The sequence below is a fragment of the Desulfovibrio porci genome (assembly GCF_009696265.1).
Lineage (GTDB): Bacteria > Desulfobacterota > Desulfovibrionia > Desulfovibrionales > Desulfovibrionaceae > Desulfovibrio > Desulfovibrio porci.
In genome coordinates, this window is the sequence record NZ_VUMH01000007.1 from 128971 (window position 1) to 147200 (window position 18230).

General features: G+C 60.0%; 16 protein-coding genes. 6 read left to right on the forward strand and 10 right to left on the reverse strand.

Going from position 1 to position 18230, the window contains the following annotated elements; all coding sequences use genetic code 11:
* Positions 1–64: 64 nt before the first annotated feature.
* The 4 genes from FYJ44_RS08430 to FYJ44_RS08445 all read right to left on the reverse strand — a co-directional run bounded on the left by FYJ44_RS08430 (position 65) and on the right by FYJ44_RS08445 (position 4637).
* Complete coding sequence (locus FYJ44_RS08430; protein WP_154511102.1) at positions 65–2053, reverse strand: TonB-dependent receptor plug domain-containing protein; 1989 nt, start codon at positions 2051–2053, stop codon at positions 65–67.
* A 115-nt stretch (positions 2054–2168) separates the two neighbouring features.
* Entirely contained in the window at positions 2169–2966 is a 798-nt protein-coding gene (locus FYJ44_RS08435; protein WP_154511104.1) for an ABC transporter ATP-binding protein, read from the reverse strand.
* Positions 2966–3973, reverse strand: coding sequence for a FecCD family ABC transporter permease (locus FYJ44_RS08440; protein WP_154511106.1), 1008 nt, complete (start codon positions 3971–3973; stop codon positions 2966–2968). Before FYJ44_RS08440 ends, FYJ44_RS08435 begins: the two co-directional genes overlap by 1 nt.
* Positions 3974–4406: 433 nt before the next feature.
* On the reverse strand, positions 4407–4637 hold the full coding sequence (locus FYJ44_RS08445; protein WP_154511108.1) for a hypothetical protein: 231 nt from the start codon (positions 4635–4637) through the stop codon (positions 4407–4409).
* Here FYJ44_RS08445 and FYJ44_RS08450 point away from each other — a divergent pair.
* Positions 4636–5691 carry an NAD(P)-dependent alcohol dehydrogenase gene (locus FYJ44_RS08450; RefSeq protein WP_154511110.1) on the forward strand — a complete coding sequence of 352 codons (1056 nt, stop codon included), beginning with the start codon at positions 4636–4638 and terminating at the stop codon, positions 5689–5691. The two genes, FYJ44_RS08445 and FYJ44_RS08450, sit on opposite strands and share 2 nt — an antisense overlap.
* A 95-nt stretch (positions 5692–5786) precedes the next feature.
* Here FYJ44_RS08450 and FYJ44_RS08455 read toward each other — a convergent pair whose 3' ends face one another.
* The 3 genes from FYJ44_RS08455 to FYJ44_RS08465 all read right to left on the reverse strand — a co-directional run bounded on the left by FYJ44_RS08455 (position 5787) and on the right by FYJ44_RS08465 (position 9131).
* Positions 5787–6161, reverse strand: a complete 375-nt coding sequence (locus FYJ44_RS08455; protein WP_288230673.1) for a 2-hydroxycarboxylate transporter family protein — start codon at positions 6159–6161, stop codon at positions 5787–5789.
* Positions 6162–6261: 100 nt separating this feature from the next.
* Complete coding sequence (locus FYJ44_RS08460) at positions 6262–7017, reverse strand: sulfite exporter TauE/SafE family protein (RefSeq protein WP_154511112.1); 756 nt, start codon at positions 7015–7017, stop codon at positions 6262–6264.
* Between the two features lie 221 nt (positions 7018–7238).
* Entirely contained in the window at positions 7239–9131 is a 1893-nt protein-coding gene (locus tag FYJ44_RS08465; RefSeq protein WP_195840982.1) for a sigma 54-interacting transcriptional regulator, read from the reverse strand.
* 460 nt (positions 9132–9591) lie between these two features.
* Between FYJ44_RS08465 and FYJ44_RS08470 the strand changes: the two genes are divergently transcribed.
* The 5 genes from FYJ44_RS08470 (at position 9592) to FYJ44_RS08490 (ending at position 15121) form a co-directional block, all read left to right on the forward strand.
* Positions 9592–11223: a rhodanese-like domain-containing protein gene (locus FYJ44_RS08470; protein WP_154511116.1), complete on the forward strand. Its 1632-nt coding sequence runs from the start codon at positions 9592–9594 to the stop codon at positions 11221–11223.
* A gap of 38 nt (positions 11224–11261) precedes the next feature.
* Positions 11262–12797: a tripartite tricarboxylate transporter permease gene (locus FYJ44_RS08475; RefSeq protein ID WP_154511118.1), complete on the forward strand. Its 1536-nt coding sequence runs from the start codon at positions 11262–11264 to the stop codon at positions 12795–12797.
* Complete coding sequence (locus FYJ44_RS08480) at positions 12790–13245, forward strand: tripartite tricarboxylate transporter TctB family protein (RefSeq protein WP_229772612.1); 456 nt, start codon at positions 12790–12792, stop codon at positions 13243–13245. Before FYJ44_RS08475 ends, FYJ44_RS08480 begins: the two co-directional genes overlap by 8 nt.
* 60 nt (positions 13246–13305) lie before the next feature.
* A complete protein-coding gene (locus FYJ44_RS08485; protein WP_154511122.1) occupies positions 13306–14277 on the forward strand; it encodes a tripartite tricarboxylate transporter substrate binding protein in 972 nt (323 codons plus the stop codon).
* A 100-nt stretch (positions 14278–14377) separates the two neighbouring features.
* A complete protein-coding gene (locus FYJ44_RS08490; protein WP_195840983.1) occupies positions 14378–15121 on the forward strand; it encodes a sulfite exporter TauE/SafE family protein in 744 nt (247 codons plus the stop codon).
* A 99-nt stretch (positions 15122–15220) separates the two neighbouring features.
* Here the strand turns inward: FYJ44_RS08490 and FYJ44_RS08495 are convergent, their stop codons facing one another.
* From FYJ44_RS08495 to FYJ44_RS08505, 3 genes are read right to left on the reverse strand one after another with little or no spacing between them, the layout of a single operon-like run.
* Complete coding sequence (locus FYJ44_RS08495) at positions 15221–15445, reverse strand: MoaD/ThiS family protein (protein WP_154511126.1); 225 nt, start codon at positions 15443–15445, stop codon at positions 15221–15223.
* Between the two features lie 31 nt (positions 15446–15476).
* Positions 15477–16307 (reverse strand): ThiF family adenylyltransferase, encoded by an 831-nt coding sequence (locus tag FYJ44_RS08500; protein WP_154511128.1) that lies wholly within the window; start codon positions 16305–16307, stop codon positions 15477–15479.
* 59 nt (positions 16308–16366) lie between these two features.
* Entirely contained in the window at positions 16367–18106 is a 1740-nt protein-coding gene (locus tag FYJ44_RS08505; protein WP_154511130.1) for an aldehyde ferredoxin oxidoreductase family protein, read from the reverse strand.
* Positions 18107–18230 lie beyond the last annotated feature (124 nt).

Genomic DNA, 18230 nt, shown 5'->3' on the forward strand with positions numbered 1-18230 from the left:
GCCGCCCGGTCGGAAATATGGGGAGCGGAAGGACCGGATGGACCTTCCGCAAGACTCCCCGCGATTAAAATCCCGCTTTTATGCCCACAAAGGTCATGTTGGTGGGAATGCGCGAGGTATTGGTATAGCGCACTTCTTCCTTGCTGGCGGCGGCCAGCAGTTCCGCGTAGGGCTCCACCCACCAGTCCCGGAAATCAAAACGCTTGGAAATGCGCACTTCGCCCAGCCAGAAGTTGCCTTCCTGATTGGCTTCCTGATTGGCCTGATCCGTCCAGATGGGGCCGGTCCAGGTGGCGCCCACACGCAGGGTGAACCAGTCCGGATGCGCGAAGGTAAAGCCCAGCGTGGCCTTGGAGGTGGGGGTGAAGGGAATCTGGTTGCCCTTGTACTGCCCGGAGGTGATCTGCGGGTTCAGAATGGTGCCGTTGGCGAACAGGGTGAGATACTCCGTGGCCTTCCAGCTGGCCTCGCCTTCCAGACCGGTGATCTGCACGCTGTCGATGTTCTGCTTTTGTGAAATGAAGTAATCGCCCGTCTTCGTATCATCTTTGATGGAGGCGATATAGTCTTCGGCCCAAGTGATGTAGCCCGTGACGCCGAAAGTCAGTTCCTTGAGCGGCGAAAAATCAAAACCCGCATCCAGGGTGCGCGAGAGTTCCGGTTTGAGATCCGGGCTGCCCTTGTACAGGGTGCTGCCGTAGGCATACTCGCCGAAACGCTCGTCCAGGCTGGCCGAGCGGAAGGCCTCGCCGTAATTGGCGCGGAATACAAGCAGGCCGTCCCAGGGATTCACGCGCAGACCCAGTTTGGGCGTGAGCCGGCTGTCTACTTCCATGCCGTAGTTTTTCCGCCAGTCGCGCGTCTTGTTGGTGGAGTCCTCGTCATAGCCGTCCGTGCCGATGACGTCGTAACGCAGGCCGGGAATGATCTGCACACTGTTGTTGAACAGGCTGATTTCGTCCTGAATGTACCCGGCCAGGGTATACTGGCTGCCGCCTTTTTCGCGGACGCGGTCCTTGTAGGTGGAGAGAGGGGAGTAATCCAGGGACTGGTCCGAGCGCCCGTATGAAGCGGCGACGCCCACGGTGACCAACTGGTGCTCGCCCAGGGCGAAGGTATTCTGCTGGTCGAGAGTGTACTGTTCCTGCCTGGTGGGCGACACATAGTCCACCCGGTACCCGCTGGACGCCGTGCCTCCTATGCTGTCATAATCCGTGTGCAGAAAGTCCGCGCGGAAAGCCAGGGAACTGTCCACCACGCCGAAGTCCTTGTGCAGGCGCAGGCCGAAGCCCGTCTTGTGATATTCGTACAGGCGGTAATCGTCGTCGAAATTGTACTGCCCGGTACGCAGATTGGAGGCCAGATCGGCGCTGAGGGTGATGTCGGCGGTGTCGTCGAAGCGATAGCCCACGCGCGCCGCGCCCGTGACATTGCGCACGCCGGTGCCGTCGTCATTATAGCCGGGCTTCTGATTGCTGCCGGGCTTGGAACTGTGCTCCGGGATGCCGTTGAAACCGTAGGAGGTCAGATAGCTGCCGGAAAGGGAGTAATTGAATTTCCCCACCGCGCCCGCATGGTACAGGCTGGAATCCCAGGTGTTATAACTGCCGTACTTGGTGTCCAGGGTGGCGGTGAAACCGTCTTTGGGCGGGGTGCGGGTGATGATGTTGATGACGCCGCCCATGGCGCTGGAGCCGTACAGCGCCGACGACGGCCCGCGCACCACCTCAATGCGCTCCACGGCGTCCAGATTGATGCTGTTCCACTCGAAAATATTCGTTCCCGCGGGCATGGCGGGCATGCCGTCCACCAGCACCAGCACGCGCCCCTGCGTATTGCCGCCCATCCCGCGAATGATGACCTTATTGTAGGTACTGCTGCCGAAAGAGCTGCGGTCGCTGTCCACGGTGACGCCGGACATGGTCCGCAGCACGTCCAGAACATTCTGGGCCGGAATTTGGTCGAGTTCTTTGCGGGTGACCACCGATACGGCGGCGGAGACATCGCCGAGGCTGTGTTTGGTCCTGGTGGCGGTGACAACGACGGGGTTCATTTCTGCCCGCGCCGGATCATCCGGCTCCGCCAGGGCGGAGGACCACGGGGTAAGGCAACAGGCGGCGAGACAGATGACTGACAACGAACGTCGGAACTTCACGGAACACTCCAGGTTAGGGTTGCGGTGGCGAGGGAAACCAGAGGGGAACTTGCCCGTTCTCCCCGTGGTAGGTTTGCATGGCGATGCCGTAGACCGTGCGCATGCGTTCGGGCGTGAGCACCATTGTTGGTTCGCCGCATGCTTCGACGCGAGCCCCCCGTGGCGACGGCACCAGCAGAGCCACAGTGTGCGCGAAACGGACGGCCATGTTCACATCGTGCAGCGAGAGCAGCACGCCGAGATGTCGCTTTTCCGCCACGCGGCGCGCCAGATCCAGCACTTCGATCTGATGCCGCAGATCCAGATTGCTGACCGGCTCATCCAGCAGGAGCCAATCCGTGTCCTGCGCCAGCGCCCGGGCCAGGGTCACTTTTTGCCGCTGTCCGCCGGAAAGCGCGTCCAGAGGGCGCTGCGCCAGCGCTTCCAGGCCCAGCCGGGCCAGGGTTTCGCCCGTGCGGGCGAGGTCGTTTTTGCCCGGTCCCCAGCGCATATGGGGCTTGCGGCCCAGCAGCACGGCCTCAAAAACCGTCATGGGAAAGCGCGGCAGCGCCTCCTGCGGCACATAGGCCATGCGCAGGGCGCGTTCTTTGCCGGTCAGCTTTTGCAGGGAAACGCCCTCCAGCAGAATTTCCCCCTTGGTGGGACGCAGCAGACCCAGCAGAAGCCGCAGAAGTGTGGTCTTTCCCGCGCCGTTGGGACCGAGCAGGGCGCACACCTCGCCGCGTCGCAGGGTCAGATCCACAGCGTCAAGCACAGGCGCGTGGCCGGGATAGCCAAAAGCGAGGGCGCGCGCTTCCAGACGGGACGGCATCAGAGCCCTCCCGCCCGGTTTTGGCCGCGGCACAGCAAAAGCCAGAAAAAGAACGGAACGCCGAGAAAGGCCGTGACAATACCCACGGGAATGACCTGCGGCCCGAGCAGGGTTCTGGCTACGGCGTCGGCAAGGGTCACCAGACCGGCGCCGAAAAAAGCCGCGCCGGGCAGCAGCAGGCGGTGGTCGCCGCCGAGGCAGAATCTGGCCACATGCGGCGCGACCAGCCCGATGAAACCGATCACCCCGGTAAAGCAGATGGCCCCGGCGGTCATGACGGACGCGGCTAGGATGCCCAGAGTACGCAGCTGTCTCACGGATACGCCCAGGGCCGCCGCGCTTTCCTCCCCGGCGGCCAGGGCGTTGAAATCCCAGGCCAGACGCAAGGCCAGGGGCAAGGGCAGAAGGATCATGCACGCCGCAGTCAGAATTTCCGGCCAACCCACCCGGCCCAGATTGCCGAAACTCCAGAAAACAATGGCCTGCACCTGCTGTTCCGTACCCAGATATTGCAGAAAGGAGGTGGCGGCGGAAAAAAGAAACATCACCGCCACGCCGCCCAGAATCAGCGTTTCGGGGCGGCTGCCCCGCAGTCCGGCGAGGCCGAGGATGACCAGCGCGGTCAGCGCCGCGAAAAGAAAAGCCCCGGCCGCCATCTGCCAGATGCCGAAAACGCCGCCCACAATGACCAGAGCCGCGCCGAAAGCGGCTCCGGACGAAATGCCCAGGGTAAAAGGTGAGGCCAGGGGATTGCGCAGCACCGCCTGGGACAGCACGCCCCCCATGGCCAGTCCGCCGCCTACCAGAGCGCCCATGACCACGCGCGGCAGCCGCAACTGCCAGAAAATACGCGATTCCGAGGCCGTCGCTCCGGCAAAGGGCAGCGACCAGCCGTGGGGGCCAAGGCCGAGGCCCAGCGCAAGAGCCGCGCAGGCGAAGCCGGACAAGGCCGCCAGGGCAAAATATTTGCGGCGGCGTTGCGCAAGAAAATCCGCTGTACTTTGCATAGGGGGCATTGAACTCCTGGAATTGTTCAATGATAAAAATATTATTTTTTGTAAAAACGTGTCACTGATTTTGATTGATAGCACGAAAAATAAAAGTTTGCTACCAGTTGGAAATGATGGCGCCAATTTTTTTAAAGATAACAGATCCACATTCCCCAATAAGCGAAACTGTCAATGAAGTAAGATAGATCACATGGGCTGAAGCTGCTCAGCGCAGAAGGTTTCCGCCGTGATGAATGTAAACCATGCCGTCGCGCGGTGGTATCCGGGCAAAGATATGCAAAGGACTATACGCTCTTCGGTACTGGCGGGATTGAGTGGAAGAATTTCTTGTATCTCTGGAATTTGGCGGAGAACAAAAATCCCCGTGCCGGCAGTTCAATACTGATCGCTGTTCAGGAAAACATGCACGGTTCGCGGTGCGGATGCCGTTTCATGCCGCGTGCGGGAAAATATTCATTGCCGGGATGGCGTGTTTGCCGCGCAGGGACGCCCCTTCTTGCAGCGGGATACGCGTGCGGCGCGAATTGTTCCGTAGGAAGGTAATATGCCGAAATACTAGAAGATCAATAAATGTGAAAAAAAGAACTTGACCCTGTGCCGGGCGCTGGATAGGTTGAATAAACAACCCGTTCAGGAATCCTGACGCAAGGAGCACTGCCATGAAAGGTTTCGCGATGTTGTCTCTGAACCAGATCGGCTGGATTGAAAAGGAAAAGCCTCAATGTGGTCCTCTGGATGCGCTGCTGCGGCCTATTGCCGTTTCACCCTGCACTTCGGATGTCCATACGGTCTGGGAGGGGGCTCTGGGCGACCGACATGATATGATTCTGGGCCATGAGGCCGTGGGCGAAGTGACGGAAGTGGGCGCGCTTGTGCGCGACTTCAAGCCCGGCGACAAGGTTATCGTGCCGGCCATCACTCCGGACTGGAATTCGCTGGAGGCTCAGGCTGGATTCTCCATGCATTCCGGTGGGATGCTTGCCGGATGGAAATTCTCCAATTTCAAGGACGGCGTATTCGGTGAATTTTTTCACGTAAACGACGCTGACGGCAATTTAGCGCATTTGCCGCCCGCCATTGACCCCGCCGAGGCCGTCATGCTCAGCGACATGGTTCCTACGGGCCTGCACGGTTCGGAACTGGCCGATGTGCAGTACGGCGACTCCGTGCTGGTGGTGGGCATCGGCCCGGTGGGCCTCATGGGCGTGGCCGGCGCCGCCCTGCGCGGAGCCGGAGAGATTTTCGCCGTGGGCTCGCGCCCCGTTTGCGCAGAAGCGGCGCGCTCTTATGGCGCGACGGACATCATTAACTACCGCGATGGCGACATCGTCAGCCAGGTCATGGACAAAACCAGGGGCAAGGGCGTCGACAAGGCTATTATAGCGGGCGGCGATGTGGATACCTTCGCGGAGGTAATCCGTGTGCTCAAGCCGGGTGGCCGCATCGGCAACGTCAACTATCTGGGTTCGGGCGACTATGTTAAAATCCCCCGGGTGGAGTGGGGGTGTGGCATGGGCCATAAAACCGTGGCCGGCGGCCTGATGCCCGGCGGGCGGCTGCGCATGGAAAAGCTGGCCAGCCTGCTGGTCACCGGACGTTTGAATGTGGCTCCATTGTTGACCCACCGTTTCCAGGGTTTTGAACACATTGAGAAGGCCCTTCTGATGATGAAAGACAAACCCCGGGATCTGATCAAGCCGGTGGTGGTCCTGTAACGCAGTCCAAGAGAGGGCGTAGCGGAAGCCTCGGCAAAGTCCCCGCCGACCAGAAAGCCGCGGGAAACGGATGAGGCTCTTTGCGTGTGGAACGGTTACCGCATCAGCAGCGGCGCCACCAGGCCCACCAGCGCCAGAATGAGCACGCCGTCGAGGTGGAAGGGAATCCGGGCGAAAGGCATCAGAACCATACGCCGGGTCGCCGAAAGCACGGCCACGTTGCCGGCGCCGCCCATATTGGCCATGAACAGCCCGGCGGAAACGTTGGATTCAATGAAGTGGAAGCCCACCGGCACGCCGCCGAGGCCCGCGTCCAGGACCACTGTGATGACCTGGAGGGTATTGGCGATGGAAAGGGTGTTGATGACCAGGGAGAGGTCCGTCACATAGGTTGCGCCGATGACCAGCAGCACGGAAGCGGTCATGTACTTGGCCCCGAACTTGAACCAGACTGTGCAGGACTGCTCCACTGAAAAAACGTATTGTATTATTAAGCATTTTTCAGACTTGTCGCCAGATGCCTGCAATTTCCGCAGCACGGCGGAAACATTGCGCGAAGCGGGGGCCGGGTCAGCGGGCCATCAGCAGAATGATTCCTCCCGCGGCGGGCAGGGCCACCATGGCGACTTTGAGCAGTATCTGCGGGGCCAGACGGGTGAGTTTGGCCCCGAAAAACGCGCCGGTGACCTGACCCAGCAGCACCTGGACAAAGAGCAGGGGCTCCAGATGCCCGGCGCTGAGAAAGCCTGCGCCGCCCATTAGCGCGATGGGCAGGATGATCAGCATTGTGGTGCCCACAGTCTGGTACAGCGGCACGTTGAAAACCAGCAGCAGGCTCAGTTGGATGAAGGAGGCCGCGCCGATGCCGCAGGCCCCGGAGATCAGTCCGTTCACCATGCCGGTCAGGCCTGCCAGCAGCCAGAACCTGCCTCCCTTGGGCGTAAAGAAGCCCTGACGGAAGATCGGGCTCTGAGGATGAAAGATACGCAGATGGATCAGCAAGGCCGACAGCAGCAGGGCCGCCGCTGTGAGCGGCGTGAGGACTTCCGTGTGGAGCGAGGAGGAGATCAGCGCCCCGCAGAACGCGCCCACAGCGCCGAACAGGCCCATGGCCAGGCCCAGGCGGCGCAGCACATTGCCTTCACGGAAGTGGCTGTACGAACCGGAGAGGGTAGTGAAGGCCATGGCCGCCAGAGACGTGCCCAGAGCCGTATGGATGGGCACGTTGAAACCCACGGTGAGCAGGGTGATCATCACGCCGGCCCCACCCGCGCCCACAAAGCCGATCACAGCCCCCAGCAGGAGCATGGCCGCGAAAATAACCATGGCATTCCCCGTCAGAAAAAACGCCGCCGGGCGGCGAGAAGATACAGCGTAGCGCCGGGCCGGACGGGACGCAAGCGCGGTGTGTGGCGTCAGATTTCAGGAGTGAAGCGCCCTGGCGGCAGTAAACTGAGCCGTTTTTTGGGGAATTTTCAAGGCTTGCGTTTTTCCGCAAGCCTTTTTTTGCGGCGGCAATGGCGGACCGTTCCTGCGCATAGTCGCCTTCAGTATTTTTTGAGCAGACGGCACAAGGAGGAATATCCGATGCCGAGGTGTTGCGCCGCCTGCTTTTTGTCCCCGCCATAGAAGTCCATGGTTTTTTTCAAAATAGCGTCACGGGCCATGTCCAGACTTTGCTTGAGCGTCCGGCGCGGATCCGCCGGTGGATCCGCTTCTTGCGGAGAAAAGGGCAGGGGGCTGCGGCGCGGCCTGGAAGCGGGCGCTGTTGCCGGGGGAAGGGCCTCCACGCTGTCCGTGCTATGCTCGTTCATAATGCTGGTCAGCAACGCCGGATCGGGCGGATTGTCCCCCAGAAGAAGCAGGTAGTTTTCCATGATAGCCAACAGTTCCCGCACATTGCCCGGCCACTGGTAGCGGCGCAGGCATTCCAGGATCGGCGCGGATAACGCCTTTTTGCCGCAATGGTATTTTTTCAGCAGATCATTCAGCAGGATGGGAATATCCTCGAGACGGCGACGCAATGGCGGCACGCTCAACTTGAATGTGGACAAGCGATAATAGAGATCCATGCGGAACAGGCCCGCCTGCACCAACTGGAGAAGAGGCTTGTTGGAGGCGCAGATAACGCGCACATCGACGGGATACATGCGATTGCCGCCCACCCGGAGCACCTCCCGCGTCTCAAGAACGCGTAACAGGCGCAATTGGATTTCCTCGCTGATATCGCCGATTTCATCCAGGAAAAGCGTCCCCTTGTGAGCCATTTCAAAAAAACCGGCTTTCCCGCCGCGTTTTGCCCCGGTAAAAGCGCCTTCCTCATAGCCGAAGAGTTCGCTTTCAATCAGTTGCACGGGCACTGCGGAAATGTTGACCGGCACAAAGGGCTTGTTTTTCCGCAGGCTGGCCGCGTGCAGGGCATGGGCCGCCAGTTCCTTGCCCGAGCCTGTCTCTCCCTGGATGAATATGTTCACGTCCGACGGCGCATACTGGCGCAGCTTTTCTTTCATTAGCCGCACCGGCTGGCTTTGCCCCTTGATGTCGTCAATGGTCGTGCGGGCGGACAAGCCGCGGGAGTAAAGCTCCTTGTTGATTTTGTTGCTGATGTTCTGCAGTGACGGGGTGTCGCGAAAAAGGCTGACCGCGCACGGCGTGTCGGAATACAAGATAAGCGGATATGTTGTGGCGATGAAGGCCTCGCCCCGCAGGTCGACCAGCTTGTTTTCCCGGGGAGTCAGATCCTGCAGGGTGTCGAGAAGGCCGAGCGGCTGGAAAAAAGAGCTGAAAAACGTTTCATCCGCCTGAGGCGGCACCTTGAGCAACTGGTAAGCCGCTTTATTGGCAATAAGGACGTGCTGCTCCGAATCAATGCAGAGCACGCCCTCCTGCAAATGCTCCATGATCATCATCATGTTGCCGTTGCGGCGTTTGGCCTCGCGCTGGGAATGGGCAAGATGGCGGCCGCGCTTGAACGCCAGCTGAATACTTCGGTGCGTGGGCTTGATGATGAATCCGCGGCCGCCGTATTCTTCCATGCAGGCCTTGCTCACGCCGCCGCCGATGAGCACCTTGAAGCCTTGCAGTACGCATTGCTGTATGGCTTGCCGCATCATTGACGGTGAGTCATAGGTGGCGTTTTGCACCTTGATGTTCAACAGACGTTCCATTTCCACAGCAATAGTGTCATGAAATTCATCCTGGTATGATGCCAGGATGATCTTGTCGGAATACTGTTTCGCCACGCGCAAGGCTCTGAGCACGTCCATGTCGGAGCGTTCGATCTTGACGACGGAATGCGGCACGGAGCGGAAAATGGTGTCACCCGTACCACCGTGGCACAAGATCACTTCAAAGCCGTTATCAAGACATTCGCGCGCCATTTTCGGTCCGGTTTCAAAATCGACAAGCTCATAGCGGATCTCATCAGGCGAATTGTCCATGGCCTTTTTGCATTCTTCGATTATTTCATATGAATGTACGAGAAGGGCAAAGCGATATTTTTCCTGCTTCATTGTCATATACCTTTCGATAAATGAAATATTATAAGAAGTTTATTTTTGCCAATTATAAACAACATTATAATTTTAGCATGCTGGACTTTGCGTCACAGGTCATTTTAAATATTAGCAAGAGTCATATTCCGGCGAGCAGAATTTCTGCGCAACCGTATTCTTAAAAAAAAGAAAAAATCTCAAAATATGCATATATTCTCAGTGATGGTAACGTCAAGCCTCAAGGGGATTTTTGCTAAAATATAGTAAATTAAGTGTGTTATAGAAAAAATAAGGCTATGTGAACATTGGCACAAATCCTGCTTATGCGAAACAGCAACATACCGCACCGGTATACAGGTGTTTTTATTCGTCAACAGGATAATGCATTGTCCAGAAGGAGCCATGTATGACTACTGTAGCTGCCGACATTTCTGTACATGACTTGCATAACACATTGCGAGGAGAGACGGAATTTGCCTTGCTTGATGTGCGGGAGCAAGAAGAATTTTCCAGAGCGCATATTTTATTGGCCTGTTGCGCACCTCTGAGCAGACTGGAATTGATGGTCGAGAGGCTCGTCCCCTGCAAGAAAACACCTGTTTTTGTGATGGATGACGGTCTGTCTGAAGACCTCAATCGTGGTGAACGTGCCGCCCGGGTTCTGGCGGCCATGGGCTACCGCGCTGTCCGCGTCGTTGGCGGAGGCCTGAAGGCATGGAGGGAGGCGGGTTTCGTCACTGTTAACGGGGTCGGGGCCCTGAGCAAGGGTTTTGGCGAATACGTTGAAGTCGTGCAGCAAACGCCGCGCCTACCCCCCGAAAAAATCAAGGAACTGCTCGACGACATCCGGGTCCGGACCATTGTCATCGATGTCAGGCCCACAGGCGAATACCGCAATATGAACATTCCGGGCAGCATAAATCTGCCCGGTTGCGAAGTGACCTACCGTCTGGCCGAAGTAGTCAAAGATCCCGGCACGACCATCATCATCAACTGCGCGGGGCGGACAAGAAGCATCATCGGCACGCAGACTTTGCTCAACGCCGCTGTTCCCAATCGGGTTGTGGCCCTCAAGGGCGGCACCATGAACTGGCAGCTTGCGGGTTTTGACCTGGAATACGGTTCCACCCGGCCGGTGCCTCCCATCACGGAGGAAGGCCGGCATATGGCCGAACAGCGTATCCGCAAGGTGGCCGAAATGTACCATGTCCGCTTCGTCGACCCGCGGCAGGTTGCCGCCTGGCAGGCGGAAGCGGGCCACAAGACGCTCTATCTTTTCGACGTGCGCCAGCCCCGGGAATACGCGTCCGGCCATATCCCGGGCTCGATCTCCGCCCAGGGCGGCCAACTGGTCCAGGCTACGGACGAATACGCGGCCGTGCGCAACGGGCGCTACATTCTCATGGACGATGACGAACTGCGCGCCATCATGACGGCTCATTGGTTGCAGCAGATGGGATTGCCTCAGGTTTTCGTGCTCAAGGGCGGTATTTTCAATGCCGCCGTGCTGGCCCCCCAGGGGCTGACCGAGGGCGGGGACTGCCCCGAAGGCCGCGCCCCCGCAGGCGGCGTCAGCGCCGAGGAAGCGGCCCGGCAGATGGAAAGCCGGGCCGGGATATTGTGCATCAATGTGGGAGCCAGCAACCTGCATCGGGCCCGCCATATATGCGGCGCGAAATGGGTCGCCCGGGCGTATCTGCCGCGGGTGCGCGCTCTCTACCCTCAGGCCGGGCGCATCATCCTGACCGCCGAGCAAAGCGCCCATGCGGCGCTGGCGGCGCAAGACGCGCGCGCTCTTTGGCCGGACGCCGCTGTGAGCTTCATCCAGGGCGGCACCCCTGCCTGGGAAAGGGCGGGCCTGCCTCTTGAAACAGGCATGCCCTGCGCCTTGTGCGCCGAAGACGATATCTGGTACCGCCCCTATACCGACGTCAACGCCTCAAAAGAAGCCATGCAAGACTATTTTGACTGGGAATCCGGCCTGGTGGACAAGATCAAGGCCGACGGATGCGTCAACTTTAACGTTAAAAGCCGGTAAGCCGGGTTTATCGTAAAGTTGATCGAGGAGCACTGACCATGGAACAACTGCTTGAGTATTTACCCAATGTCCTGACCTGGTCCAACTTTCTGGTGCTTGTTTGCGGGTCGGTCGGCGGGCTTTTCTTCGGAGCCATGCCGGGGCTGAGTCCCACCATGGCCGTGGCCCTGCTGGTGCCGTTTACCTTCTACATGCCGCCTGTACCTTCCCTGCTCCTGCTGGGTGCGGTCTATACTTCCGCCGTGGCGGGCGGCTCCATTTCGGCCATTTTGTTAAGCATCCCCGGGGCGCCCGCCTCCATTGCCACCCTGCTTGACGGCTATCCCATGGCCAAACAGGGCCGGGCGCAGGAAGCGCTGTACACCACGTTCGTTTCCTCCCTGGTCGGCGGTGTTGTGGGGGCTCTCGCACTGATCTTCCTTACGCCGCCCATGTCCGAATTCGCCATGCGCTTCGGCCCCTCCGAACTTTTCTGGACAACCGTCTTCGGCATCACCGTCATTGCCGGACTTTCTTCAGGGGCCATGCTCAAAGGTCTTTTCGGCGGCGCTCTGGGCCTCTTCCTGGGCTGCATAGGCGAAAGCAACGTCACAGGAGAGGGCCGCTTCATCTTCCATGAGATGCTGACCGCGGGCATAGCCATTGTGCCTGCTCTTATCGGCCTCTTCGCCATTCCGCAGGTGGTCGAAATGATGGAGGATTCACATGTCGTTTTTGAAAAAATGAAGGTACAGATCAAGGGCGGCCTTCTGCTCAAGGTTATCAAAAACCATGCCAGATATCTGCGTACCCTGACCCTCGGCAGCATCCTCGGCACCATCATCGGCGTCATCCCCGGGGCGGGCGCGCAGGTGGCGGGTCTGATGGCCTATGACCAGGTGAAGAAGATGGATAAAAATCCGGAACGTTTCGGCACGGGCGATCCTGAGGGGGTCTGCGCCAGCGAATGCGCCAACAACGCCACCGTGGCTCCGGCCTGTATCCCGCTTTTGACCCTGTCCATCCCCGGCAGCCCGACGGCCGCCGTTCTTCTGGGCGGCCTGCTGATCCAGGGGCTGCTCCCCGGACCGGAGCTTTTCACCAAGAATGCCGACATCACCTATCCCTTCATCATCGGCATGTTCATCGCCCAGTTTTTCATGTTTGGCTTCGGCATCCTCGCCTCGCGCTATACGCATGTCGTGAGCAATGTGCCCAACTACATGATGTTCGGCACCGTGATGATCCTCTGCGTCTTCGGCTCCTATTGCGTGCAGAACAGTTTCGAGGACGTGCTGATCATGTTCGGCCTGGGCGCGCTGATGCTGCTGTTCAAAAAACTGGGCATTCCCAGCGCTCCCATCGTGCTGGGCATCATCCTCGGTCCTCTGGCGGAAGAGAACTTCCTGCGCGGCAGGATGATAGCCAATACCGACGTGGGGATGTGGCAATATTTCTTCGGCGGTACGCTGAACCAGGTTCTCGTCGGCCTTTGCCTGCTGTCGCTGGTCTATGCCGCATACAGCGAGGTCAAGTTCGCCCGCAGGGCCAGAGCCAGGCTCGCCGCCCGGCAAAAGGAGGCCAGTCATGCCTAGGGAATTCGCCGCCGCTCTGACCATGACCCTCATCATCGTTTTCTTCGCCTTCCAGATGGACGGTCCGCAAGACGAGCAATCCCTGCTGGTCCCCAGGTTCCTTTTGTACCTGATGGGGCTCCTCAATGCGGGACAGTACATACTGGCCTTTTTCCGCAACAGGCAGAAGATCGACGCCATACTGACGCTCAAGGGTTATCCGCTGAAACGGGTGGGCGTCCTGTGCGCCCTCACGGTGCTGTATATCGCCGTTTTGGAGTGGATGGGCTTCTATCTGGCATCCTTCATCTACCTGACAGTCGCGTCGCTGATCGCCCAGCCCATGGCGATCACTCCCGTGGGCGCGCTCAAACGGCTGCTTGTGGCCTTTGTCTGCATCGGTTTTCTGTATCTGCTTTTTACCGTGGCTTTGACCGTCCAGATCCCCAAGGGCTTTATGCAGTTTTAAAGGTTGTCCGGTTCCCGCAGGGAACTTCATGGGTTTAATCTGTAACAAAGGAGATATGGTATGAACCGCATTTTCCGCGTTGTGCTGGCCGCTGCGCTCCTGCTGTTGCCGGCGGCAGCGGGCGCGGGCCCGGCCGATGGCTATCCCTCCGGGCCCATCACCGCCGTGTGCACCTATTCCGTCGGCTCCCAGACCGACGTGCAGGCCCGCATCTGCGCCATGCCCGCTGAAAAATACTTCGGCCAGCCCATCGTTATCCTGAACAAGGCGGGCGCGGGCGGTCTGACCGGCTGGAACTGGTTCATGGACCGGGGCAGCCGCGACGGCCTGACCATGACTGTTTACAACCTGCCCAATTTCATCGCCCAATCCATCGTCAAGAAGAACGCCAAGTACAGCATCCGCACGCTTGAGCCGCTGGCCAACTTTGCGGCGGACCCGGTAGTGCTCTTCGTAGCCAAGGATTCACCCTTCAACAGTGTGGCCGACATGGTGAACTACGCCAAGGCGAATCCCGGCAAGGTCACCCTGAACGGTTCAGGCCTCTTTGTGGGTCATCACATCGCCCTTCTGCTTTTACAGAAAGAAGCGGGGATCAATCTGACCTATATCCCTGAAAAGGGCGGCTCTGACGCGCTGCAATCTGTCCTGGCCGGCAAGGTCATGGGCAGCTTCAACAATCTGTCCATCGCCATGCGCGCCCCGGACAAGATCAAGGTCCTGGGCATCGCCGATCTGCAACGGCACGAGTTTATGCCCGAGGTGCCGACTTTCATTGAACAAGGTTACAAGACTCTGGATGATGCCACGACCAACTTCCGCGGCTACGCTCTGCCCGCAGGCGTGGACAAGGCTATCGTGGAAAAGGCCGCCCAAAAGGCTTACGAAATGTTCAACGACCCCATCGTGATCGAAAACATGAAGAAGACCGGCGTCCCGTACCGCATACTGGACCGCCAGGCCATGCTCAAGATATTTGAAAGGCGCGAAGCGATCCTCAAGGATTTGCTCCAGCCGTTCATTGAAAAGTAACCCAACCCGTCCCCGGCCCGATGGAGAAGGCAAGGCTCCATCGGGCCTTTTTCTTTGTCGCGGCCGCAGCGCCTCTGAGGGATGTATGACAAGCGCGGAATTGACAATTCTATTTGTCGCTACGGCCTTCGCCGCCTTTCTGAAAAGTGGGGCGGGCATCGGCGCCGGGCTTTTTCTGCTTCCGGCCCTGAGCCTGATTTTCGACCCGTTCAAAGCCTTGGCCGCCACCGCGCCGCTCTTGCTCCTCATGGACATCATAGCTGTCGGTTGTCACTGGAAGCGCTGGATCGCCCCCCCTGTCCTGACAGTCATGGCAGGGCTTTCCGTCATCGGCGTGCTGTGCGGCAGCCTCGCTGTGCAGCATCTGCCCGCCAATACGCTGAAAACAGTGATCGGCGTCATCGGCGTGACTTATGCCCTGAGCAACCTTTTGCCCTGCAGGGGGCTGCACCATCTGACTGCCCGTCTGCCGGCCTCATTCGCGGCAACGGCCATACCCGCGTATCTGGCCTCCTTTCTGGGAGGGGTGTTCAATGTCGTCAACGCGGGCAGCGTGTTCTACGCCTTCAGTATGGTGCATCTCAAACTGGAGAGCCGGGTTTTCGTCGCCACCTGCTGCGTGTTGATTTTGATCAGCAATTTCGTCAGGGCCGTCAGCTTTTTCCTGAACGGCATGCTGCCGCCCGATCTGATCATCTCTGCCCTGAAACTGATCCCGGTCATTGCGGTCTTCAGTTGGCTGGGCAGCCGGATTGTGGCCCGCTGCCCACCGGCGTTGTTCCGCAATCTGGTTTTTTTCCTCATCCTGGCCATGTGCGCCAAAACGCTTTTATCAGCGTTCTGACGCCGCCGCATTGATCATATCCGGCGTTGCCGGTTTGAGACGGACTGGAGGCGGATGGAAATGAAGCGTCTTGGGGGGGATTTCTTCAGGTGAGGTGTCCTAACCCCCGCCCACGGCCGGGAAAAGTCCCACCCGGTCGCCGTCGTGGAGCACGGCGTCAGGTTCGGCGGCCACGCCGTTGATGAAGATGAGTTTTACCTCGGCGGCGGGCACGCCCAGGGTAAGCATGAGCCGTGCCGCGTCCGCGCCTTCGGGCAGTTCACAGACGCCGCCCGGCGGGCTTTTTTCCGCCAGGGTGGCGAAACATTTGACGTTCAATCGCATAATCGTTCCTTAATGCGGCGGCTGGCGGGATTTACAGGCGGATGCGCTGAACGTCGCCGTCCGCCAGATCAAAAATGAACATGCCCGGCGCCGGAGGGCGTCCCGTGAGCAGCTTCAGGGCTTCGGCGGCTTGCAGTGACGCGGCCATGGCCGCCGTGGGGGCGAGATTGCCCAGTTCTTCCTCGGGCGCGGTCGCGCTTTCCGCCGCGCCCGCTCCCAGCCACTGGACCGGACCCGGCCGACCGGGCAAAACCACGGCCACCCAGCCGGTGAGGCCCGCGATGCCCGCGCTGACCAGGGGTACGTCCGCTCTGGCGGCGGCCTCCTGCAAGGGCAGGCGGCAGTCCAGACCGCCCAGGGCGTCCAGGGCCAGATCCATGCCGCGCAGCAGACGGACGGACAGGGCTTCGTCCGCGAAGCGGGCCACAGGCGTAAAATGCGTTGCCGGATTGACCACGGCCATGCGCGCGGCGGCGGCCTCGGCCTTGCTCTGGCCCAGGTTGTCCGCGTCGCCCAGCAACTGGCGGTTCAGATTGGATTCCTCAAAACGGTCGGCGTCCACGCCGGTAATGGCGCCCACGCCCAGGCGGGCCAGAAGTTCCAGCAGCCAGCCGCCCAGACCGCCCAGTCCCACCAGCAGGACCCGGCTTTCCAGCAGGGCCAGCTGGTCCTGGAGGGAGAGCTGCCGGGCGTTGCGGACATAGCGTGCGGGCCAGATGCCGACGCGGCAGGCGGCCCGCTGGGCCGCGAGCAGGTCCACCCCGGCGGCGGAGGCCAGTTCAAGCAGGGTCTGTTCCGTGATGCGGCCGTCACGGGCCGCGCCATGGATGGCTGATTCAAGCTGAGACAGGTCGTCCGGCATGAGATGATAGTATCCGAAAAAGGGCGGCCGGGCAAAACCCGGCCGCCATGATACGTTTTTTAGAAGTTGAAGACGCTGTCCAGCTCTTCGTCGCTCACGTCAAAGGTGGTGTTGTGCGGCGGCAGCTGTTCGCGGCGCATATACATGGGCAGGCGGTCGTGGGCGCGGGTGAAACCGGCGGCCGCGTTGAATTCACGTTCCTGCCTGAGGATGTTCTTGCCCAGGGCCACCACGTCGTCGCCGGTCATTTCCTGACCGGTGAAGGCGCTGAGAGTGTCGATGAGAGCCTGGAATGTTTCGGGCTGGTCCAGAATGCAGAAGGCCACAAAGATGCAGTAGCCCGTGGAGTCCAGGGCAGCGGTGGCGATCTGGAGATTGCGGGAGAGCTCCACCTGGCCCTGCGGCTTGAGCGGATCGACCTTGCCGCCGAGGCCCAGAATGTTGGTGGCCACGGCGTAACCGGCGGTGTGGTCCGCCCCCATGGGCGTGGTGGCGTAGGTTACGCCTACGCCCTTGACCGCGCGCGGGTCGTAGGCGGGCATGGCCTGGCCCTTGACCACGGGAGCGCGCTCCAGGCCGTAGCAGCGGGCCGTGGTGGCCGTGCCCGCGCCCAGAATGCGGCCCATGGGCGTGCCCTTGCCGATCTCGTGGATCATTTCCATGCAGGCCTTGGAGTCGCCCCAGGGAATGACCCCGGCTTCCATCAGCACGCCCAGCGTGGCCCCGGTCTCAATGGTGTCCAGGCCGTAGTCGTCTTCCAGGTAGTCCATGCGGATGATGTCGTCCAGATTGTCCACGCCGCAGTTGGCGCCGTGACCCCAGACCGTCTCATACTCCGGCTGCTTGGAGAGATACTTGCCGTTTTCGTCCACGCAAATGCCGGAACACTTCATGATACAGCCCCGGTGACAGCCGTGGGTGGGGTTGCCGCCGCGCTTTTTCTGGATCTCCACCATGGTTTCGGCGCAGATTTTTTCCGCGCCCGCGAAGCGGCCTTCCTTGAAGTTGTGGGTGGGCAGACCGCCGGCTTCGTTGAGGATGTTGACCAGCACATTGGTGCCGTAGGCGGGCAGGCCCTGGCCGGTGACCGGATGGGAGGTGATGCCCTTGGCGAAGCGCTTGCAGGCGTCCTTGAAGGCTTCGGCATTCCGGGCCTTGCGCATGACCGGGGTATCCGCCGGGTCGAGCACGATGGCCTTGATGCCCTTGGAACCCATAACCGCGCCCACGCCGCCGCGCCCGGCGTGGCGGGTGGCCCGGCCTTCGGGGTCGGTGAAGCAGATGGTGGAATTGCACATGCGCATTTCACCGGCAGTGCCGATGGTCACAAAGCCGGGGCCTTCGCCGTATTCCTCGCGCAGTTTCGCCACGCAGGGATAGTTGGAAAGCATGGCCAGCTCATTGCACTTTTCCACGGTCACGCCGCTGGCCTTGATGACGACCTTGTACAGATCGTCGCCGCGGCGCTGGCCCTCGATGATGATGGCCGCATAGCCCAGACGGGCCATATACTGGCCGCCGGTGCCGCCGGCATTGGATTCCTTGATGCCGCCGGTGAGCGGGCTTTTGCAGCCTACGGAAATCCGGCCCGAGGAGCCCGCCGTGGTGGCGCAGAGCATGCCGGGCGCGAAGACCAGCTTGTTTTCGGGTCCCAGGGGATGGCAGGTGGGGGGCACTTCCTTGCAGATGACGGCGGTGGTCAGGGCGCGCCCCGCAAGCCCCGCATATTCGCCCAGACGTTCTTCCCTGATCTTGGGTCCGCCCTCGGCGTCTACATTGATGCGTAAAATTTTGTCCATAGCGACCTCGGCTGTATGAAAAGGATGCGATAATCGGAATACACTACACGTATGCTGAACTATAGCGTATATGCAATGATCCGCAATATGTTTGTTGCTGCATAACAGAGAGGTTGTATTTTAA

Excerpts from the sequence above, each read along its gene's own strand:
- FYJ44_RS08450 (WP_154511110.1), top strand. The coding sequence starts at position 4,636 with ATGAAAGGTTTCGCGATGTTGTCTCTGAACCAGATCGGCTGGATTGAA.
- FYJ44_RS08470 (WP_154511116.1), top strand. The coding sequence starts at position 9,592 with ATGACTACTGTAGCTGCCGACATTTCTGTACATGACTTGCATAACACA.
- FYJ44_RS08505 (WP_154511130.1), bottom strand. The coding sequence starts at position 18,106 with ATGGACAAAATTTTACGCATCAATGTAGACGCCGAGGGCGGACCCAAG.
- FYJ44_RS08465 (WP_195840982.1), bottom strand. The coding sequence starts at position 9,131 with ATGGACAATTCGCCTGATGAGATCCGCTATGAGCTTGTCGATTTTGAA.
- FYJ44_RS08480 (WP_229772612.1), top strand. The coding sequence starts at position 12,790 with ATGCCTAGGGAATTCGCCGCCGCTCTGACCATGACCCTCATCATCGTT.
- FYJ44_RS08440 (WP_154511106.1), bottom strand. The coding sequence starts at position 3,973 with ATGCAAAGTACAGCGGATTTTCTTGCGCAACGCCGCCGCAAATATTTT.
- FYJ44_RS08435 (WP_154511104.1), bottom strand. The coding sequence starts at position 2,966 with ATGCCGTCCCGTCTGGAAGCGCGCGCCCTCGCTTTTGGCTATCCCGGC.
- FYJ44_RS08475 (WP_154511118.1), top strand. The coding sequence starts at position 11,262 with ATGGAACAACTGCTTGAGTATTTACCCAATGTCCTGACCTGGTCCAAC.
- FYJ44_RS08430 (WP_154511102.1), bottom strand. The coding sequence starts at position 2,053 with ATGAACCCCGTCGTTGTCACCGCCACCAGGACCAAACACAGCCTCGGC.
- FYJ44_RS08445 (WP_154511108.1), bottom strand. The coding sequence starts at position 4,637 with ATGGCAGTGCTCCTTGCGTCAGGATTCCTGAACGGGTTGTTTATTCAA.
- FYJ44_RS08500 (WP_154511128.1), bottom strand. The coding sequence starts at position 16,307 with ATGCCGGACGACCTGTCTCAGCTTGAATCAGCCATCCATGGCGCGGCC.
- FYJ44_RS08485 (WP_154511122.1), top strand. The coding sequence starts at position 13,306 with ATGAACCGCATTTTCCGCGTTGTGCTGGCCGCTGCGCTCCTGCTGTTG.
- FYJ44_RS08495 (WP_154511126.1), bottom strand. The coding sequence starts at position 15,445 with ATGCGATTGAACGTCAAATGTTTCGCCACCCTGGCGGAAAAAAGCCCG.
- FYJ44_RS08460 (WP_154511112.1), bottom strand. The coding sequence starts at position 7,017 with ATGGTTATTTTCGCGGCCATGCTCCTGCTGGGGGCTGTGATCGGCTTT.